Annotated in this window: 13 protein-coding genes; 1 reads left to right on the forward strand and 12 read right to left on the reverse strand. The window is 55.3% G+C overall.

The annotated features are described in order from the left end of the window. Positions 1 to 12: 12 nt before the first annotated feature. From asnB to AC2FIZ_RS13495, 3 genes are all read right to left on the reverse strand, one after another. Complete coding sequence (gene asnB, locus AC2FIZ_RS13485; protein WP_282027186.1) at positions 13 to 1,962, reverse strand: asparagine synthase (glutamine-hydrolyzing); 1,950 nt, start codon at positions 1,960 to 1,962, stop codon at positions 13 to 15. A 3-nt stretch (positions 1,963 to 1,965) separates the two neighbouring features. Next, positions 1,966 to 3,090 carry a glycosyltransferase gene (locus AC2FIZ_RS13490; protein WP_281995070.1) on the reverse strand — a complete coding sequence of 375 codons (1,125 nt, stop codon included), beginning with the start codon at positions 3,088 to 3,090 and terminating at the stop codon, positions 1,966 to 1,968. Between the two features lie 99 nt (positions 3,091 to 3,189). Continuing rightward, positions 3,190 to 4,353, reverse strand: coding sequence for a DegT/DnrJ/EryC1/StrS family aminotransferase (locus AC2FIZ_RS13495; protein ID WP_281995069.1), 1,164 nt, complete (start codon positions 4,351 to 4,353; stop codon positions 3,190 to 3,192). Between the two features lie 424 nt (positions 4,354 to 4,777). Here AC2FIZ_RS13495 and AC2FIZ_RS13500 point away from each other — a divergent pair, with 424 nt between their 5' ends. After that, entirely contained in the window at positions 4,778 to 6,010 is a 1,233-nt protein-coding gene (locus tag AC2FIZ_RS13500) for a glycosyltransferase family 4 protein (protein WP_281972948.1), read from the forward strand. 24 nt (positions 6,011 to 6,034) lie between these two features. On the opposite strand, the gene AC2FIZ_RS13505 is transcribed toward AC2FIZ_RS13500, so the two are convergent. The 9 genes from AC2FIZ_RS13505 to AC2FIZ_RS13545 all read right to left on the reverse strand — a co-directional run bounded on the left by AC2FIZ_RS13505 (position 6,035) and on the right by AC2FIZ_RS13545 (position 20,054). After that, positions 6,035 to 6,871 carry a sulfotransferase family protein gene (locus AC2FIZ_RS13505; RefSeq protein WP_281995068.1) on the reverse strand — a complete coding sequence of 279 codons (837 nt, stop codon included), beginning with the start codon at positions 6,869 to 6,871 and terminating at the stop codon, positions 6,035 to 6,037. Between the two features lie 33 nt (positions 6,872 to 6,904). Next, complete coding sequence (locus AC2FIZ_RS13510; protein ID WP_281995067.1) at positions 6,905 to 8,068, reverse strand: glycosyltransferase family 4 protein; 1,164 nt, start codon at positions 8,066 to 8,068, stop codon at positions 6,905 to 6,907. Positions 8,069 to 8,143: 75 nt separating this feature from the next. Continuing rightward, positions 8,144 to 9,355, reverse strand: coding sequence for a polysaccharide biosynthesis/export family protein (locus AC2FIZ_RS13515; protein WP_281972951.1), 1,212 nt, complete (start codon positions 9,353 to 9,355; stop codon positions 8,144 to 8,146). Beyond that, positions 9,352 to 10,629 (reverse strand): O-antigen ligase family protein, encoded by a 1,278-nt coding sequence (locus AC2FIZ_RS13520; protein ID WP_281995066.1) that lies wholly within the window; start codon positions 10,627 to 10,629, stop codon positions 9,352 to 9,354. The genes AC2FIZ_RS13515 and AC2FIZ_RS13520 overlap by 4 nt, the downstream gene beginning before the upstream one ends. Next, on the reverse strand, positions 10,626 to 11,972 hold the full coding sequence (locus tag AC2FIZ_RS13525; protein ID WP_271948781.1) for a lipopolysaccharide biosynthesis protein: 1,347 nt from the start codon (positions 11,970 to 11,972) through the stop codon (positions 10,626 to 10,628). Before AC2FIZ_RS13525 ends, AC2FIZ_RS13520 begins: the two co-directional genes overlap by 4 nt. Positions 11,973 to 12,145: 173 nt before the next feature. Then, positions 12,146 to 14,002: a GumC family protein gene (locus AC2FIZ_RS13530; protein ID WP_281995065.1), complete on the reverse strand. Its 1,857-nt coding sequence runs from the start codon at positions 14,000 to 14,002 to the stop codon at positions 12,146 to 12,148. Between the two features lie 288 nt (positions 14,003 to 14,290). Then, positions 14,291 to 15,856: a carbamoyltransferase C-terminal domain-containing protein gene (locus AC2FIZ_RS13535; protein ID WP_281972954.1), complete on the reverse strand. Its 1,566-nt coding sequence runs from the start codon at positions 15,854 to 15,856 to the stop codon at positions 14,291 to 14,293. Between the two features lie 54 nt (positions 15,857 to 15,910). Further along, a complete protein-coding gene (locus AC2FIZ_RS13540; protein ID WP_281972955.1) occupies positions 15,911 to 17,233 on the reverse strand; it encodes an alginate O-acetyltransferase AlgX-related protein in 1,323 nt (440 codons plus the stop codon). A 604-nt stretch (positions 17,234 to 17,837) separates the two neighbouring features. Next, entirely contained in the window at positions 17,838 to 20,054 is a 2,217-nt protein-coding gene (locus AC2FIZ_RS13545; RefSeq protein WP_496791170.1) for an NADP-dependent isocitrate dehydrogenase, read from the reverse strand. Positions 20,055 to 20,264 lie beyond the last annotated feature (210 nt).

Below are 20,264 nucleotides of genomic sequence, written 5' to 3' on the forward strand. Positions count from 1 at the left end.
GCCAAGCTGCGATCAGCGCATCCACGCTTCGGACCATAGTTGGAACATAAAGACCGTCCACAGCTGAGCACCCCAGTTGCGTTTGCCTGATTGGTGCTCGGCCCAGCATTTTTCCAGCGCTGCCTTGTCCACGAAACCCTCAAGCCCGTTCCCATCCAGAAGAATGCTGGAAACACGGGACTTTAGGGGCCCGCGCAGCCAAGCGTTGAGTGGGATACCGAACCCGCGCTTTGGCCGGTCGTACAGCGATTGCGGAACCCGCTTTTTCAAAAGCTCCTGCAACGCCACCTTGCCAACCTTCCCGTCGCACCGAAGCGATGACGAAGAGCGCCAGGCGGCGGTGACAACGCGGTAGTCCAACAACGGCGCGCGCATCTCAAGGCCCACCGACATCGAAGTGCGGTCGGCCTTCACCAGAATATCATCCGGCAAATAATATAGCGAATCCAACAACATCATGCTGTCCAACTGGCTCAACCCTGCGGGCAAATCATGCGTTCCGATCTCATTGCCCAGCGGGATGCCGGACTTTCCAAGCATACCGGAGGACCAGATCGAAAACTGGGCCTGATAGCGGCACTGGAACTCTCGTCCCTGCAGAACCGGCGCAAGCTTGGCCAGACGGTCGGCGCTCAGATCATCGCGCATGCTGCGCGGGGCGAATGGCTTTAGGACTGGCACCAGAGCGGCAAGAACCGATTGCGGCGCCTGCGACAGGGCTTGAATTGCCAGGTCGGGCATCTTGCCCTTCAGGCGCTCAAAGGCCTGCATCCGAACATATCGGGCATAGCCACCAAACGACTCGTCACCGCCGTCGCCGGACATGACGACCTTAAGCTGCTGGCGCGCCAGTTGCGAAACCAGCAGGGTTGGTAGTTGCGACGGGTCGGCGAAAGGTTCGTCAAACACCTGCGGCAAGCCTTCGATGGCTTGAAACGCCATTTCCGGCGTCGCCGTCACCTCGTGGTAATCCGTCCCAAGATACTCGGCGATGGCTTTTGCATGGTCGGCTTCGTTGGTGTCTTCGTCCTCAAAGCGTACGGTAAAGCTGGGAACCTTCCTGCTGGATTGCTCTTGCATCATTGCAGTTATCAGCGACGAGTCGACGCCTCCGGACAGAAATGTCCCAACCGGCACATCCGCAACCATCCGTTCGCCCACCGCGCGCAGCAGTTCGGATTCGATTTCAGCTATGGCCGTTTCATCGTCAGGATAGGGGTTTGCGCGCGCCTCGGTGACTACGGCCTCGATATCCCAAAACCGCTCGATCCCTTGCAGAAGCGCATCCAACGAGGCCGGTGGGGTGTCAAGTTTGATCTCGACCATAGAGCCCGCAGGCAGTTTCAGGACATTTGGGTAAATCGTGCGCGGGGCAGGAATATATCCCAACCGAAGAAACGATCCCAAGGCTGCGCGGTCCACCTCTGCCGGTCCAAATTCCGGATGCGCGCGCAGTGACTTCAATTCGGACCCAAACAGAACGGTTTTCCCGGCCAGGCCCAGATAGAGAGGTTTTTTGCCAATCCGGTCGCGCGCCAATGTCACGCTCTGGGTTTTCCGGTCAAACACGGCAATGGCAAACATCCCGTGGACGCGGTCCAGTGTCTTGCGGATACCCCAAAGCTGCATCGCCGCCAGCAAAACTTCGGTATCGGACGTGCCCCTGAAGCTTATGCCCAGATCCTGCAATTCCTGACGCAGTTCCAGATAGCCATAGATCTCACCATTGAACACAATGGTGAACCGACCGTCTGCGGAATCCATCGGCTGGACCCCGGTTTCCGACAGATCAATAATGGCCAGACGCAGATGCCCCAGGGCCACACCCTGATCCGGGTCCACAAACAACCCGGTTCCATCCGGGCCACGGTGTTCAATCGATTGACACATCCTGCCAAGGACGGATGAGGCCTGAGACCGATCAACGGTGCCAAAGTTGATAAATCCGGTAATGCCACACATCGCTCAGATCCCCTTCTGTTCTGGCTGAGAGGCAATCTTATCGGGATCAAGACTGCCGCTCTCCAAAATGTTCCGATACTGCGCGGCAACGCGGTAAAGCTGGTAGGTACTGGCCACAATCGCCCGGGCTTTTTCTCTTTTTTCCAGATACTCTGGGGCCGACCAATTTGCGGCATGGACCAAAGCGTCTGCCAGCAATTCCGCGTTGCGGGGCGGTACGATCAATCCGCAGTTGCGAATGATCACCACTGCATCACCCACATCCGTCGACACAACGGGGTGGCCATAGCTCATCGCTTCGACAATGACATTCGGAAACCCTTCGGTTCGGGATGAAAGCACCAGCGCATCAATCCGTTTGTAGAATGCAGCCATATCATGCAGGTCGCCGCACAGCTCTACATTGTCGGCAGTCAGGTTATAGCGCGCCAGCAATGATTGTACTTCGGAGTTTTCAGGCGACATATTCTCTCCGGCCGCGATGATGCGCAGATCGGGGACTGACCGCAGCGCCAGGGACAGAGCCTGGAAAAGGGTTTCGTGATCCTTCTGTGGATGAAACCGCGCCGCAATCCCGAAAACCCTGGGCGGGTCGCTCCGCACCACAGAGGCTTGAGGCATGATCAGACCGTTCGGAATGACGCAAGACCGCGCAGCAGCAAACCCGTTCTTCGTGTGCTGATCCAATGCGCGTTGCGAATTATAAATGATCCCCGCGCACCTGCCCGACAAACGCCGACACAGGTCCACCGCAATCCGTGTGCTGCGCGTGAATGAGCTGGTATCGTCCAAAGCCTGCCTCACCGTCCAGTAAATTGGCACCTTTCGATCTGATATCCAGCTGGCAATCAGCCCGATGACCATCGCATGGTACATCCAGCACAGAACCGCCTGCGGTTTATACTGACGGATAAGACGCGATATCTGCAATATCGCGCGGGGCATGGACGACAGTGATCTGGCATTCAATCCGATCAGAACGGCGTTTGGATTTGCACATTGGCTTTTGATCCTGTCCGAAACCTCCGTCAGCGACACCACCAATACCCGATCCCCGGAAATGGCAACCAGCCGCGCCAGCATCGCCTGGGCCCCGCCCTGACCGGAAAAATCGGTGATGACATGCATGATCATCCGTTCAACACCCGAAACTCACTAACCTGATCCGGCGGCAGATGCCGGGTCGGAACCTTCAGACACGCCCCCGGATGCGGCGGTGTGAACTGCCTATGCACGCGCCCGATCTCCGATTTCGCGTACAAATTCGGCCAGACCGACGATGTCTTGATGCGACCAGGTCGGATCAACCAGAAAAGCAAGGCTGGTTTCACCAAGCTCTTTCGCCACCGGCAAGGGATCAACCGGGCCAACACCAAGGCGTGCGAACATCTCTTCTCTATATATTTCAGAACAACTGCCCGAGAACACGGGGAAACCCGCCTCAAAAATCTCAGCTATGATGCGATCCCTGCTCCAACCCGAGGCCAGATTCTCAGGTCTTATGAACGCATAAAACCGGTAATACGCGTGTGTCAGCCCGGCAGGTGGAACAGGTACCCGAAACGCAGCGCATCCGGATAGAGCTTCCGCCAAAATCTCGGCATTTCTGGTTCTATGGGCGCGCCACCCGTCCAGTTTCGCCAGCTGAATGCGCCCGATGGCGGCCGAAAGCCCGGTCATCCGCAGATTGGTACCCGGCTGGCCACTATGTAGCCAGCGAAACCCCGGAGGGTGGCTCTTGTTAAACACGTGTTCATAGCTTTTACCGTGATCCTTATAGCTCCAGACCTTGGACCACAGCTCATCATCATTGGTGATCAGCATTCCGCCTTCGCCGCCGGTTGTGATGATTTTATCCTGACAGAAAGAATACGAGCCGCAGGTGCCAAAGGTTCCCACGTGCTGGTCACCGATCATGGCACCATGCGCCTGCGCACAGTCCTCGATCACCCAAAGGTCGCGGCTGCGCGCCAGATCCATGAGACCCGCCATATCCGATGGCCACCCGGCCAGATGGACCGCGATAATCCCCACGGTTCTGTCGGTCAGAACCGGTGCAATCGTTTCTGCGGTGATGTTCTGGCTGTCACGATCCACATCTGCAAATACCGGCTTGCCACCGGCCAGAAGGATCGAACTGGCAGACGCGATAAAGCTACGCGGTGTGACGATAACCTCGTCTCCGGGTCGGATGTTCAACGCCAGCAGCGCGGCGTCCAGAGTGACCGTGCCATTTGCCATGGCGATCGCATGCTGCGCGCCGGTATAGGCGCTGTATTCACGTTCGAACTCTTTGACATCGGGGCCGGTCCAGGCATTCACGCAACCGGATCTTAGCACTGCGCTGACAGCATCAATTTCATCTTCTTCGAAGAATGGCCATTTGGGCATCAGCTGTTTCCCTTCAGATAAGCGGCCAGAGGATAGCCGATGGAAGATGGGCCAAGCCTATAATTGCTCAAATTTAGACAGCAGGATTTCCGGATCATTTCTTTACCTCGCGCCAAACCATCCGAGGAGGTCAGGCAAGCTCAACAATTAACAAATTTTTGGCGCTCAGCGCCTGAATTGGAAACAAACTCCGCAGGTTCGGAAATATCTTTTTGTGCCGCGGCAGGCGAAACCTGACCTGAATCGATTGCTTATGCAAGGTTCCAGGTCACTTAACAGCGTGATTTTTCAACAATCAGGCCACAGACAGTCAGAGGTGAAAAATAGGCAACAATCGGCTTTGGTGACAGCGCCGTTGACAGCTTCGGCGACATGGATCAGCATCGCCTCAACCTTGGTTTTTAAAGTTTGAAATGTTTCTTTGATGAGTGATTTTCCCGACACCGCTTCCGGTGCCCAAGCCGTACCTGCCGAACGAGGTTCGACAACTGGCGGACGTCCAAAAGTTCTGTTTGTCGGCAATCTTACGACCTCTTTGACCAATTTTCGTTATGACCTGCTGAAAGAGCTTGCTGAACGCGCAGACGTACTTGCTTGCGCACCAGAAAACGATGCGGCGACCGAAGCAGCCCTTGCCGAGATCGGCGTGACATTTCGGCAAATCCCCATGGCGCGCGCGGGGTTAAATCCATTTCAGGATATGTCCACCCTGTTCACGCTGATCGGGATCTGCCGGGAAATACGGCCCGATATCGTCTTTGCCTATACGATGAAGCCGATCATCTTCAGCGGCCTTGCGGCGCGGTTGACCGGCGTTCGACGGCGGTTCGCGATGTGTACCGGGTTAGGTTATGTATTTGCGGATGCCGAACTGACCCTGCGCCGAAAAGTGCTGAGAGCGGTGGCGACAGGCCTTTACCGCATCGGATTGAAAGGTGCCGACGAAGTTCTGGTTTACAACTCGGTCGACGCCGAGGAGTTTCGCAGCAGACGTTTGCTGGCACCTCAGGCCGCGCTGTCGATTGTGCCCGGTTCCGGTGTCAATCTCGCCAGATACGCAAAATCCCATCAGCCTACGGATCCACCCGTGTTCCTGATGATCGCACGTTTGCTGCGTGACAAGGGCGTGTTCGAATATGCCGAGGCCGCCCGGCAGCTTAGGGAACAATTCCCTGATGTGCGCTGTCAGCTTTTGGGCCCGCTGGACGACAACCCGGACTCGGTAAACGCACAGCAGCTCGAAGAATGGGGCCAGCAGGGGCATATCGAGTATCTAGGCGAAACCAAGGATGTTCGGCCATTTCTCAAGGAATGTTCGGTCTTCGTATTGCCCACCGTCTATCGTGAGGGCATCCCCCGCGCCATTCTTGAGGCGATGTCGACAGGGCGCGCCGTCATTACGACCGATGCCCCGGGATGCGCCGATGCGGTCAGCGACGGGGAAAACGGGTTTATCGTCCCCAAACGCAATCCAGAGGGGCTGGCGGATGCGATGAGAAAATTCGTTGAAGACCGGAGCCTAATCGAATCCATGGGTCAGGCCGCGCGGGCGCGTGCCGAGCAAGAGTTTGACGTCGCGCGGATCAACACGATCCTGCTACGGAAAATGGGGCTGATCGACAGCGATACCACGCTGCCCTCGACTGCCACCGACTGATCCACATCCATTCTAAGCTGACGTCTAATTCGAGAAACTGCGCCACCCGCGGCTGAGACCCGGATCAATCGCATCAAGCTCGGCAACGTCTGGCCTGTAGAAATCGGCCATTTTCTGCGCCAAAGCATCGGGCAATTCAGGGTATTCCACCTGCCGCGCCACCGCTCTGCGAATGGCCTTTAACGGCCCCGTATGCCGGATCGGGTCAAGCAACGGTCGAAGCGGCGCCAGAACCCGCCTCAGAGGCAAGGGCACGATTGGCGTATTTTTGTTTTTGACCCGCTCTTCTAGTGGCGGCTCCACGACGCCGGAATAACCGATGTGATCGGCAACACGGCGCAAGGTTTCCACCGGTTGCGAGACGGTATTTTCATAGGCCAGTAACAAAATCTGATCGGTCGGAAACAGATCGTAAAAGCGGCGCAGGTGATAGCCATATCTGCCGTTGTGCAAGAACCTTTCATCACCGGCTTTGTCGGGGTCCAGATACCGATGAATGTCGTCCCCGACAGTGCCCCGGCGATACAGCATACAGTAATCGGAATAAGCCCTGCGAACCGGATCGCGCATCTGCAGGATCAACCTTACATCAGGATGATCCTGGGCGATCCTTTTGGCGGCCTCTGGATGTGTCAGGTAGGTATTGCACTTTTCACCCACGATACTCTGGCCCGAATATCCTTCGTATTGATCGCGATACCAGGCCGCCCCCCGGTCATAATGATCCGAGAAATAGTGCAGCTCGGGGTCCGGCATGAAAATCTGCGGTGTCGCGGTCAAAGAATTCTGCAACCAGGTGGTCGCACATTTTGCAGCACCAAAAATCAGGAAATCTATTTTTCGCTCGTTCGCCAAACCCATTTTACCCTCTAAACCCTACAATTCGCATCGGGATCACGATACCAATTCCCGGTACACGTCGGACACTTCGGCCACGTGTTTATCCAACCCAAAATTATCCTGCACATATTGGTAAGCCGCCTGTGTTACCTGCTGTCTCAGGCTCGGGTCCTCAATCAGAGAGACGACCGGCTCAACAAAGGCCTCGGGGTCCTGCGGATCTACCAGAAAACCGGTTTTGCCATGATCGATTGCCTCAATATTGCCGCCGTGCCGTGTGGCCACAACAGGCAGTCCAAGGTGCATTGCCTCGATCAAAGTGCGTCCAAATGGCTCGTTCAAGGCCGGCACAAGGGTGGCATCCATGGCGACCATGCACTTTTCAACATCCTGCCGAAAACCCATCAAATGAATCTGCGCGCTCAACCCATGTTCTCGGGCCACGTCCATGGAGCCTGAGTCCAACCCGTCATCGGGATTGAGTACTTTGCCAAACAGCAGGCCATGTACCGGCCTGTCCCCAAACTGTTTCTGAATGGCCACAAGGCTTTGGACAAAATGAACCGGCCGTTTTCGCGGTTCCAGATGGCCAAAATATCCCAGAAGAACTGCATTTTCCGGCGCACCGATTTCGTTCAGGATCATCCGACGCGCCGCGTCTGGATCCGGGCGCTGAATGCTCAGGTCGAAGGGGCTGCGAATGACTTGAAACTTTTTGTCAACCGAGCGTATCGGACGCGAGGGTTTCGAAAAATACGACACGCTTAGGATACGGTTCGAAAACACCGGCGCGACATAGTTAACGCCTACCGCGCTCGGATCCTGCCTGTGGTGCCAGATATGCTTGATCCCCAACCGTCTGGCCGGAAACACCCAATTCACATGCAATCGGCCCTCATTTGTGTGGACGATATCTGGCTTTTTGTCCCGCAAAAACCGGACGAGCTGGCCGTAGGTCCGGGTCCAGTATTCCGGAAAGCCAACATCTGCATCCGTTTTGTTGTTTGGAGGGCCCATAAGCCTGGGGCCCTGCAATACTTCGACATTCAGACCCAGCGATTGAGCATACTGCCCGACCGACCCGGCTTCGTTGTGGCAAAGGACAAATGGTTCAAACTGATCCCGGTCCAGACAGGACGCAAGTTTGAGCGCGGAAACATGACTGCCGCCCAAATCTGCCCAACCTGCAAAGGGAAATAAAACGCGTATCTTTTTCATTCTGGCCTGCCGCCTTTTTGGCTCAGCGCCGGACATCAGAACCGCGCGCTGAACCATAAATCATTGAACTGAAATCTATTGTGTTTGCGTGACGAAGGTTCGAGAAACCGAAAGCGTATCCCCGGGGGACAAGACAGTATCACCCGAAATCGCCGTTGCGGCTCCTCCGGCCGCGTGGGTGACCGAGTATTCGATCACGATCTCTTCAAACGCATCAACCTCTTCAACAACGCCAAGCGCCGCCAACTCGGCCTGCAGGATTTTCGCGGTACCCAGCCGAGTCTGCAGGTCCTCCAGTTCAAATTGCAAGGCATTCAACCTGACAAGCGTATTTGACCGCGCGGTATCGAGCAACTCCAACTCATCGCGTTGCGCGCGGTTCAACTGTTGCCGGGCCAAGCCCAGAGCAATCTCGATATCTACGCTTTTGCTTTCCTGATCGTTCAGCGAGTTGGACAGAGATGACACGCGCGAACTGACCGTGAGGCCCTTTTTCTGTAGTTCCAGAGCATCATCTAGATCCTTACGCGTGATCGCGATCTGATTCGCCCGCAATGCCAGCTGCCGTTCGAGACTTTCAATCTGATCTTTGAGGGTCTCCTGCAATTGGATGATCCGTTCACCCTGCCCTTTCCGGGCCTGTTGATCCGCTTGCAGAATCTCCCCCTGCAGACCTTGTGGGGGTTCAATTTTGGCATCACCGCCGTCCGGAGACAGTGTTGACAGATCAGCCAGCAATCGGCGTTGTTCGGCTTGCAAAGCTTCAATCTGTTCATTGTACAATTGAACTTCACCCTGAACCCGCAATCCGGTAAAGTTCGTTCCTACGTCATTTTGCAACGGCAACCGGTATTCCCCGCCCGCAAGCGCCATCGCCTGTTGCGCGGTCAGTTGTGGCCGATAGGGGTACGAGCCTGGAATCTGGACATCCCCCAATATGTATACAGGCAGATGGCCGATGACTTCGATCGCCAGATGAGGCGGTTCTGCCATCCCCACGCGAGTGCGCATCTGAGTTTCCAGCAGCAGTACCAGTTCTTCGGTCGTTCGCCCTTCAGCATGAACCTGTCCGGCCAGAGGCACCATCAGCATCCCTCCCGAAGAAAGCGCATATTCACCGGAAACGCCTTGCCAGTTCACAAAAGACGCGCCCACCGGATCCCAGCGCATCGCACGCAAATTGATCTTGTCCTGCGGTGCCAGAACATATTCCTCGGCCTGAAGCGCACCGATAAAACATGCCGAAGCCGCGATCACAGAAAGCATCAGTTTTTGCAATAATTTCACGACATTCTCCTAAGTGTATTCGTTGGTCCAAACACCGGCAGGCGCGACACGCTAAGCGCAATGGCAAGGACAAAGGGTACGTTCCAGAACCGGGCATAAAAGGTCGTCGCCCCGGCAAGCAGCACGACATACATCAGCATGGCAACGATGGTCAGTGCCCCGACCGATGGCGAGCGGCCGACAGAAATGGCCATCCAGGCCAAGTATATGCTGGCCAAAATAAAGCCGACCATACCGAGCAGAGAAATCAAGCCACCTTCGGACAGAGTCAGCAAATAGGCCGAATGAACCACGATTCCCTGTTCGCTGGCCAGGCTGTACTGGTTTGCACCCAGCCCGATCAACAAAGTGCCACGGGATACCTCGAAGGCCTCTTGCAGCAGGAATAGCCGGTCAGAGAACGTGCCCGCCTGGCTAATGTCACCTGCAAGAACGGCATTCAGAACTCGTTCGCGAAAGACCTCGGGCAAGAAAAGCTCACCAAAGTTCAGGACCACCAAAACCGCAATCAACGTGCCGACGATCAGGGTCACAACATGACGCGGGGACCCGCTGCTGAGGATAATGGCGACAGTCCCCACTATGGTCACGATCAGACCAGAATTCGAACCGGTCAGGATGACGCCGTAAAACAGGATTGGCAGCCCGATCAGCCCCCAGATGCGGCTGCTTTGCTTCTGCAGGATCAGGCTAAGCAGGAAAACGATGGCCATCGCCAGCATAAGCGCGCATTCATTTGCCCGCTCGACCAGCGAAAGCATCCGACCATTGGCGGATACAAACCGGTGTGTCGGGTCTTCCATGAAATTGATTGCATGGATGCCAAACAGCACAACAATGCCCATACCAATAATAAATGCCTTCATCAGCAGGACGATCTGATCAAAGCTTCGATTGCCGATCAGGATTGGCAGCACGATCAACGAAAAGAAGTACTGAACAAACACGGTCAGCAGCTCGGTCGGATCTCCGTTGATTAACGAACCTATGGTCAGGCCCCCTGTGAAAAACAGGAACGAACTGTACCAGAACCCGCTTGCGGGCCCGAATATCTTAACCGGCAGCTGGCCAGCTGCCAGCATGACAAACCCAGCCAGCACAAAGAAGAAATCCGAGAGGGTGAAATAGACGAAATCCACTCTGAGATAGTTCATCGGCGCCAGGGCTACAGCCGCCATCAGGAAATAGAGAGCTGCCATGTCTACGCTTGGCAAATAGCCGATTCCATTGGTCGGCTTGCCAAAGGAAACTGATTGGGCCGATGCAGGTCTCATGGGCGCACCTGCTCCTTTCCGTGTAATGCAGGGTTCAGCAATGTACGCCGCAAGTGTAACACACACAGCCCTAGCCAGACGGAATTACACAGCACATGCGCCACAGCGGCACCGACCACGCCCAAAACAGAAACCATCGGTGCAATGAGGATCAGAAACAAAATAGTGTTCAACAAACCGATCCGAACCAAGGCCCGGTCTTGCCCCAGACTCAGCAGTGCAGGGTTCAGCAGTATCCCACCAAGATAAATACCTACCGCGATTGCCTGCACGCGCACGACCGGTACTGCGGGGGCATAATCCACGCCAAAAATCGCAGTAACGATCGGTTCCAGCATCAAGATCACTGGAATCAGGACAAGGGCAATTACCCCCCAGAACCCGGCGCTGAGACCCGTTAGCATTTTTTGCAAACGGTCGAATTCATTTCGGGCGGCAAACCGGGTGAATTCGGGATAGATCGCCTGGCTTAGCGGTCGTCCAAGACGCAGTGCAGCTTCACCGCACCGTTTCGCGATATGGTAATATCCCACCATCGTCGGTGAAATCAGAACACCCAATATGATCACGTCCAGGCGCTGCGTGGTCTGACGCAAGATGACAGAGAGATTGCTGTTCCAAACAAAGCGCAGAAACCCGGAATTTTCACCCAGAGTTTGCTTTATTCCAAGCATCGGACGGCCATAGCCATTCCGCGACATTTCTCGCAGCCCCGCGGCAAAGGCAAGAACGCCGTCTAAAAGGCTGACAGCAACAAATATCGCGACAAAGCCAGGCAGCCCAAACCCCAGTTGCCAGGCAATCACCCCCAGCACCATCCGCACAGACGCTGCGAAAATATCCAGTTTGGCCAACAGATCGAACCGGTCGAAGGACCGCAACAAAGCCAACCCGGTTGGCCTCAGCGAAACCAGAATTCCCAGCGATGCGACCGGCAGCACCCATGCAAGATCCTGATCCAGCCCCAGCCATCCGGCGATGATCGGTGCGAATGCGATCGCAGCGCCGGCGGCCAATACGCCCCCAACCACGTCAATCAGGACCGACAGCCCGACAAGTCGGCGAAATCGTTCGCGGTCTTCTTCCTCCAGCGCAGTGCTTCCATATCTAATCACCGCCTGCCAGGGCTCAAGATGAAGGAATCGGGAAACGATCCGCGCATAGGCCTCGCCTATTGCCATTACCCCCAAGCCTGCGGCCCCAAGTGCGCGGGCGGCCACCGGCAGAAACACAAGGCCCAGCAAAGCGACTGCTATCTGAGAGGAAAAGATCCATTTCAGATTGCGCAGTAAACGCCGAAGCACAGCAGTCGGGATTGAGGTTGCGCCGGGCTGAGAGGTCATGTCTGACCCACCCGCCCGCCGCACAAACGACCGGCCAATTCCACCCCTTGGCGGCTGCCGGTCATTGGACCACGCCGCAAAAGCGTCGCGGGCGCTGTGCCCTCATATTCGCAAATAAAAACCAATACCCAATCACCAATCTAACAAATCCTACAAGGGTCTGCGAACCGTAATCAGCTGCTTTTCCCAGGCTCATCCGAGTAATGATAAGTATAGGCACCATACCCATATTGCCTTTGCTTCCGCATGTTCACACCATTCATGATCGTACCGGAGATCTTGATATTGCTCATCCGCAGCTTTTCGATTGCATCCTTGAGAATTTTTTCGGTGGTTTGCCCCCAGCGCACCACCAAGAACGTACCGTCGACAAGCGGCCCAAGTCGGATCGTGTCATCAATGACCAATGTCGGCGGCGTATCGACCAACACAAGATCGTACTGATTGCGCAACATGCGCCCGTATTCGCCAAGTTGCTGCATCAACTGTTTGCGGGATATTTTTGGACGCAGGTTCAGACTGATCGACGAAACCCCCGGTACCCGTTCGCCATCGACATAAATCTGGCTGGGTTGCACGGCACCGCTCAGCGCGTCCTCGATTTCGACCGGGGCCGCCCCGTTAAGACCCAGTGTTTTTGAGGCACGGCAACGGTGGTTATCCATATCCAACAATAGAACGCGCATCCCATCTGTACCCGCCACTAGGGCCAGCGAAACCGCAACCACGGTCTTGCCTTCTCCAGGAACACCAGAGGTAACCATGACGATGCTGCCGTCATCATTTGTGTTAAACCACATCGTCAAAACACTGCGCAGCGCCTCTACATAAGGCGAGCGGCCCTGATCACGGATAAAGCGCAACAACTCCTGCTGACCATCCGTGTCCGAATCCATCACCGTATCCGGCAGGAAACCCAGATTGGTCAGATCGGTTTGCTGTTCAATCTGGGTTTCGTTGACGATCCGCGTGTTGCTGCCTTCCATCAACAGGGCGATCACAAATGCCAGAGAGAACCCGACAATTGCGCTGACTGCGACGGCGACTTTGGTATTCGGCCAGAATGCCGAAGTCGGCGCATGAGCAACCGAAACCTGCTGAACCGCCTGGCCAAGAAACTGTTGCTGGGTTTCGAAATCATTCAGTTTTTCAATCGTCGTCTGATACCGGATCCGAAGAAGCTCTAGCGCGCGTTCCATCCGCAGCAATGCTATTTCCGAACCGGTCCGGCTGCGTAATGCCTGTTCAACAACGGCAATCTGGTCAGCAATTTTGTTGACCTCTTCGCTGCTGGCTCCGTTGATCTCATGCACATCTTTTTGCGAGTTCAGCCGCGCAAGTTCCGACCGAAGCCTACCCGGCACGGATTCATCCGCCAGATTTTCTTCAAGAATAAAGGCCGCCATCTGAAGTTCGTCACGGGTCAGTTCGTCACCCAGTTCATTTACGCGGTCCTTAAGAAAAGAAATGGAAGATGAAAGACCTTGCTGCCGCCGCTGCTGCAGGCGAAGGATAAAGGTTTCTGCAACAGTATTGGCAATATCGGCTGCCAGCTGCGGGTCTTCGGCTGTTGAGATGATCTCAATCGCAAGGCTCTCTCCTTGCCGAAGTACGTTATATGTCGACAGTGTATTGTCGATTACACGATTGCGGATAACGGATGTGGATTGCGGGTTTGCGGGATTTTGTGCCCCGGCAAAAGCCTCATTCTCGAACAGGTCCAGCGCCAGGGCGACCTCTGCCGCAAACTCCCGTGACCGCAGGATGTCGATCTCGGTTTCAATTAGGGTGCGGGTCAGTTCATAGGATTCAAGTTCGACACTGTCGGCGCGGACGCGCATATCCAGAGATGTGAGAACGATTTCGGCGCGGGATTTGTATCTTGGGTCCAGTTGATTGACGACCATGAACGTGCCGACGATCACAGCTGCGGTCACTCCGAGGATCAACTTCAGATGACGGTAAATCATCCGCCATATGCCATCCAGACGCTGCTGGCCAAATTGGTTTGCGATATGGTTTTGATCCATTCTCTATCGTCCCTTGTAGCGACCAATATCGCCGTCGCCTGAAATTCAAATCTTAGATGCTGCGCCCGTGTTCGAACGAATTCTTATCCTACTTGATTGGGCAGCCTGGCTATTTTTTCGAGTTTACTGGTCGTTTTACGCGCAATGTTTCCACATGGGGAACAATAGGCCGGATTCCCTGCCGTTGCAGAGGCAATATCACTGCATTCTGCAACGTTTTGCAGACCTGATTCATGCGCAAAGTTCTTACCCTCCAAAACTGCGGCGGCACCGTAAGTACCAGTTCGACTAGTTAAACCTGTAAAAGGTGTTTCCTGCGACAAAGCCGTCCAGCTTTGCCGATCTTGCATAGTGATGCAGATCACTGGTTTTGTTTATGAACCCCGCTCCGCGAAAGTTCAGTGACGTATTGCACAATACACCCGTGCCCGAAGCCGACTTGAATGCGTTCAGCAGGTCGTAAAAGAAAGCATTCTGATCCCTGCGGACTGTTTGGACCCTTGCTGTCCCGTCTACATGCGTGATCGCGGCCAGGTTCTGATTGGTCACCTTCTGCAGATGCAACATATAAGGCGCGGAGTTTTCCCACTCAAAATGCTGGCTGACATCTTCCTCAAGGCAGGATGGGGCCACGGGGCTTGTATCCGGCCGGTTTTTAGCCCTGTTCAGGCGCACGCGGGTTTCGGCCCAGAACGGGGCCGCCAGAATCGAGCGGTTGCCCAATGCGCGCGGACCGATTTCACAGTTCCCTCTGGCCCAACCGATGAGCTCACCGCACATCAACGCATCCGCGACATCGTTCAGACGCAGCTCGCTGACCCGCATGCCGCTACTGTCGATTTTATCATCCACAAAGGACTGTCCGGAATAAACCGTCCAATCCAGCTTTGCCTGGCCCGTATAGTGGCGCATGGCATCAACCGCAGTTCCTATGGCGCAGCCGGAATCACTGCTGCAAGGTGGTACAAATACATCTCGGAACAAGCCGCAATTCTGCCACTTGGTGTTCCAATCGCAGTTCAATCCACATCCGCCGGCAATCACCAGCGGATAGCCCTCTGTCAGGTTCTGTTCGGCAAAGGCAAGGAACCGTAAAAAAATCGCATCCGAGAGTTTCTGTGCAAGATTACTGAACTGCTGGCTGTGCATTCCGACATTGAAAAACGGGGAATCGGTCAACCGATCCTTGCGCAGAATTTCGGCCAATGGCTGATCTGACAAAAGATAATCTATCAGCGCATGTTCATCCACGTCATGTGAACCGGGCTCTGCATAGGCACATGCCGCCATCATCCTCCCGGGGTCCTCACGCCGTTGTTCACGCGAAAGCACGGGATAATCGGGATCAACCAGTGCGCTCAGGAACGAATATCGGGCACCGGGCCCGGTCATCACCCGACCGACATGAGACAGCTTTAGATCTTCATCAATCTTGTAGAAATCGCCAAGCGTGTCTTCCCAAACCAACACATAACAAGGTTCACCCTGACGAAACGGAGACATCCCATAAGCGCCCCAGATATGTGCCCTTTCATGGGTCGATGAGAAATAGTCGATCTCTTTGCCAAAAAACGTTCGTTTCCCCACGGTCTGAGCATCTTCGCCAATGCCGAAATACCCTGCCCCCGAGGTCGTCACATGTTGTGTTCCGGTCGTTGACCAGCCGCTAAGGGCCAGGATATCAGGCAAGTCCCGGAACCACAGGCCAGAGTCGATAAATGTATCCGGTGTGACTGACGTATTGCGGGGAAAACTGTCTTTCTCGGATTCATAGGAAAACAGCAGGTTACCGTTTTGGGCATCAATACCCGCAACCGTACCGTCATGCCCCGACTTGAATGACAAAATCTTCATTTCACACCTCTTTACCGCGCTTGTTGCGCGGTCCTGGCAAAACACACCAATTCGTTACTGTTCTATCAAATTGCGTTGACGCAGCCCCTCTGTAATTGCCCGAGCGGCCAGTTCTGCGCCTGCTTTGTTGAAATGAGAATCCGGCGCATAATACGATGCCGGATCCTCTTGCATTTCGATAACATCCGTTAAGTCTATCACGTCCAGCCCGGCCTGCGCAGCCGCATCTTTCACCAATACTCGCAGCGGGTCGTGGATAAAGGGCTGGGCGACCAGACCCATATAGCGGCTGACCGTCGGCACATACACGATGACGATCTCACCATCCCATTGTGATGTTATCTGCTTTGCCCGGATCAGAACATCCGCAAATACCGGGTTCTCATCGGTCGCTTTGGGATAGTGAATCCCAAGAATCTCGGCCGTTTTCTGCAATGCCAGAAAGTTCCTGAACACCCGTTGCGCCCGCAGGTAGTCGCCCCAGGATAAAGTGGTCTCTGCCCACCATACGGATATCACCGGAGCGGTTAATTCCGACTGATCCGGATGCTCGATCGGGCCAAAATCTACAGCCGGGTCGAGTGCTTCGCGCAGCCACGGCTTCTCAAGCTCTCGTTCCAGATTGCGCCAGTCATTGCCCGCAAAGAATGAAAAGATCGTAAGATCGGGCTGAAACTCTGGTCCGTACCGACCCAAAACCGCCAGCTGATACAGCGGGCCAATGCCCCTGTGACCGGTGTTAAGCAGGCTTGGAATGTCCTGACGCAGCTTATCCGCCAGATGCTCACCTTCTCTCAGGCAAAAGCCTTCGGAAAACGAGTCGCCCAGCAGCATCACATTCACATCGTTTTCAAAGACCGAAGGGGGGTTACGGAACCCCAGACGATCAGGCGTGTAGGTCACCGGCTCGCCCAGCACCGAGCACAGCAGCATCTTGTCACCCGGCATCGGTGCCAGATACGCAGATTCCAGCAGCTGAGTATCCAACTCATCGTTCACATGTTTCATCGTCCTGCCGGGCGGCAGGTTTTCCTTGTATTCTTCGACGCTTACGTCATCGCCGACAAACCCGACCAGCCCCAGACGCCCGGGGATTATCTTGATTGTCAGATAGGCCTCGAATGCGAACAGAGCCGCCAACAGGGAAACAGCGCTCACGCCAACTGTCAGCCTGCCTTCGTCTGATAAAAAGACCGCGCATAAGGCCAGCACCAGCCCAATCGCGCCCGGGGCCAGAATGTACCGGATCAGCCGCGCGGTTCCATTGGCAAATTCCGCTGAATTCATCAGCGCGTATGCGACGACCGCAAAGAAATAGAGAGCGGCGACCAAACATAGGATTGACCCGAAACGCGAACTGCGGGTTTTTTCAGTCATTCCATCTGGTCCCTTTCGACCGATATCGACATTTGCCGTCATTAACGGCGAAACCGGGCGAATTCAGTTGAACCGATTTGCGTATCATCGGCAAGCTTTTCTGCGGCGGCCTGAAAAGCGCAGGAAGCAGACGCATCGCCTGACCCTCTGGAATATGAAAAACGCTCAAAAACAACAGGATAAATACACACAGCACACAACACTCGAATACAAAACAAAAACCAGATTTTTTTACCACCGTTATGCCGAAAAGCAAATCACCCGCTCTTTCAACGCCTAGTGGGCGCACGGCGCTATCACATTGCGCGCATAATCCGTCCTTGTACGGCCTATTGTTCCCGAATTCAGTACGGCGACATAGTCCTTTCCGTCGCCGGAGGACAATGATTTTGGCGGGTGTATCGTCAGCGGCACAGCAGACGGATGAATATACGGGAAACCCCTAATATCCAGCCAGCAGGGTTTTGTTACAGTTAACGCAACTACACCGGAGAGGCTTCGGCCTCCCCACTCGCTCAAAAAGGGACTGACTTTGGGGGTCGGTCCCTTTTTAGTTTTTACGTCAGGTTCAGAACCCTGCCCAAATCAGGACAGGGCACCTGGATTACCCGTCAATGATACCATTGAGTGTCGCGCTCGGGCGCATGACTGCTGCAGTCTTGGTCGGGTTGGTGTGATAGTAACCACCCAGATCTGCCGCTGCCCCTTGCGCGTTGGCCAGTTCGGATAGGATTTGCTGTTCTTTCGCGGCCAACTCTGCAGCAATCGGCGCGAACTCGGCGGCCAGATCAGCATCATCGGATTGCGCGGCCAGCGCCTCGGCCCAATAGCGCGCGAACCAATAGTGGCTGTCGCGGTTATCCGGCTGCCCGACTTTGCGGCTGGGCGACTTGTTGTTGTCCAGAATGCCCTGCGTTGCGGCCTCGGCAGCGGCGCCAAGAACTCCGGCTTTGGCGTTGCCTTTGCTGTCGGCTAGGAAATTCAAAGACTCGCCAAGCGCGCAGAACTCACCCATCGAGTCCCAGCGCAGGTGGTTTTCCTCAACCAACTGCTGCACGTGTTTCGGGGCAGAGCCACCCGCGCCGGTTTCGAACAATCCGCCGCCCTGCATCAGCTTGACGATCGACAGCATCTTGGCCGATGTGCCCAACTCAAGGATCGGGAACAGGTCGGTCAGATAGTCACGCAGCACGTTGCCGGTGATGGCGATGCTGTCGTTACCGGCGGTGATGGTCTCCAACGACTGGCGGGTCGCCTCACGCGGTGCCAGGATTTGGAACTTGTCCGCCACGCCAGCAGCTTCCAGTGCGGGTTGGACGGATTTGATCAGTTCGGCATCATGGGCACGGTTTGCGTCCAGCCAGAAGATCGTCTCGGATCCGGTCAGACGCTGACGGTCCATCGCCAGTTGAATCCAATTCTCGATCGGAGCCTTCTTCACAGTGCAGGCACGCCAGATGTCGCCCTTTTCAACCGCATGCTCGTGCAACGTCTCACCATTGGCCAGCACGATGCGAATGGTCCCATTCGCAGGCGCCTGGAATGTTGTCGGGTGGCTGCCGTATTCTTCGGCTTTCTGTGCCATCAGACCCACATTGGCCACAGCTCCGACGGTGGCTGGGTTCAGCGCGCCATTGGCTTTGAAGAATTTGACGGATTCATCATAAATAGACGCATAGCAGCGGTCGGGGATCACACAGTTGGTGTCACCTTTGGACCCGGTTTCGTCCCAACCCTTGCCACCAGCACGGATCACGGCAGGCATCGAGGCGTCGATGATCACATCAGACGGCACGTGCAGGTTGGTGATACCCTTGTCGCTGTCAACCATATACATGGACGGGCGGTCGCCCTTGATCGCGTCAATGGCTGCCATGATATCGGCGTTGCCTGCAACCCGCTCCAGCAGATCGCCCAGACCCGAGTTCGGGTTCACACCCAGCGCATCCAATTCCGCGCCATATGCCTCGAATACCGGGGCAAGCCACGCCTTGACCGCATAGCCGAAGATGATCGGGTCGCTGACCTTCATCATTGTGGCCTTCAGGTGAAGCGAGAACATGGTGCCGTCTTTTTTGGTGTCTTCGATGGCCTCGGCCAGGAAAGACGACAGCGCATTGACGGACATGAAGGTCGCATCGGCAACGGTGCCCTCGGCCAGCGGCCAGCCGTCTTTCAGAACCGTATTACTGCCGTCTTGTCCGACAAATTCGATTTTGGCGTCACCGGCTTGCGCCGCAGTGATGGTGGCCGATTTCTCGTTCGCGTAGAAATCATTGCCGGACATGGACGAGACTTTAGTCTTGCTGTCAGCGGCCCATGTACCCATCGAATGCGGGTTCTTCTGGGCATAATTCTTGACGGCGCGCGCGGCGCGACGGTCGCTGTTACCTTCGCGCAGAACCGGGTTCACAGCCGAACCCTTGATGGCATCATACCGCGCGCGGATCGCTTTTTCTTCGTCAGTCGCAGGTTCTTCGGGATAGCTCGGGATGTCATAACCCTGTGCTTGCAGCTCTTCGACGGCGGCCACCAGCTGCGGTACCGAGGCCGAGATGTTGGGCAGCTTGATCACATTGGCATCGGGTGTCTTCACCAACTCACCCAATGCGGCCAGATCATCGGTGATGCGCTGTGCATCTGTCAGCTTTTCGGGGAAGGTCGAAATAATCCGCCCAGCAAGTGAAATATCCTTGGTTCCGACGCTGACACCGGCGGCGGATGCAAACTTTCGAATGATGGGCAGGAATGAGGCGCTGGCCAGCTCGGGCGCTTCGTCTACAATGGTATACAATATGTCGAAGTTCGATTTATCTGCCATATTCTTTTACCTTTTTTAAGCCTTTCGGGGCGTGCGATCCAAGAGTTGGGGCCACATCGGCGTGGCGCGTAAGGGACGTAACAAGACTGCCGTCCCGGGATGACTCTGTATTGACAGGGCCTCCCTTAAATGACGTTTGGCTTGGGATCAATCGCCAGAGACCGCGCATTTTGACACGGTTTGCGGAAAATCATCAAAACTGCTTGCCAA

It is taken from the genome of Ruegeria sp. CDSB022 (genome assembly GCF_059611145.1).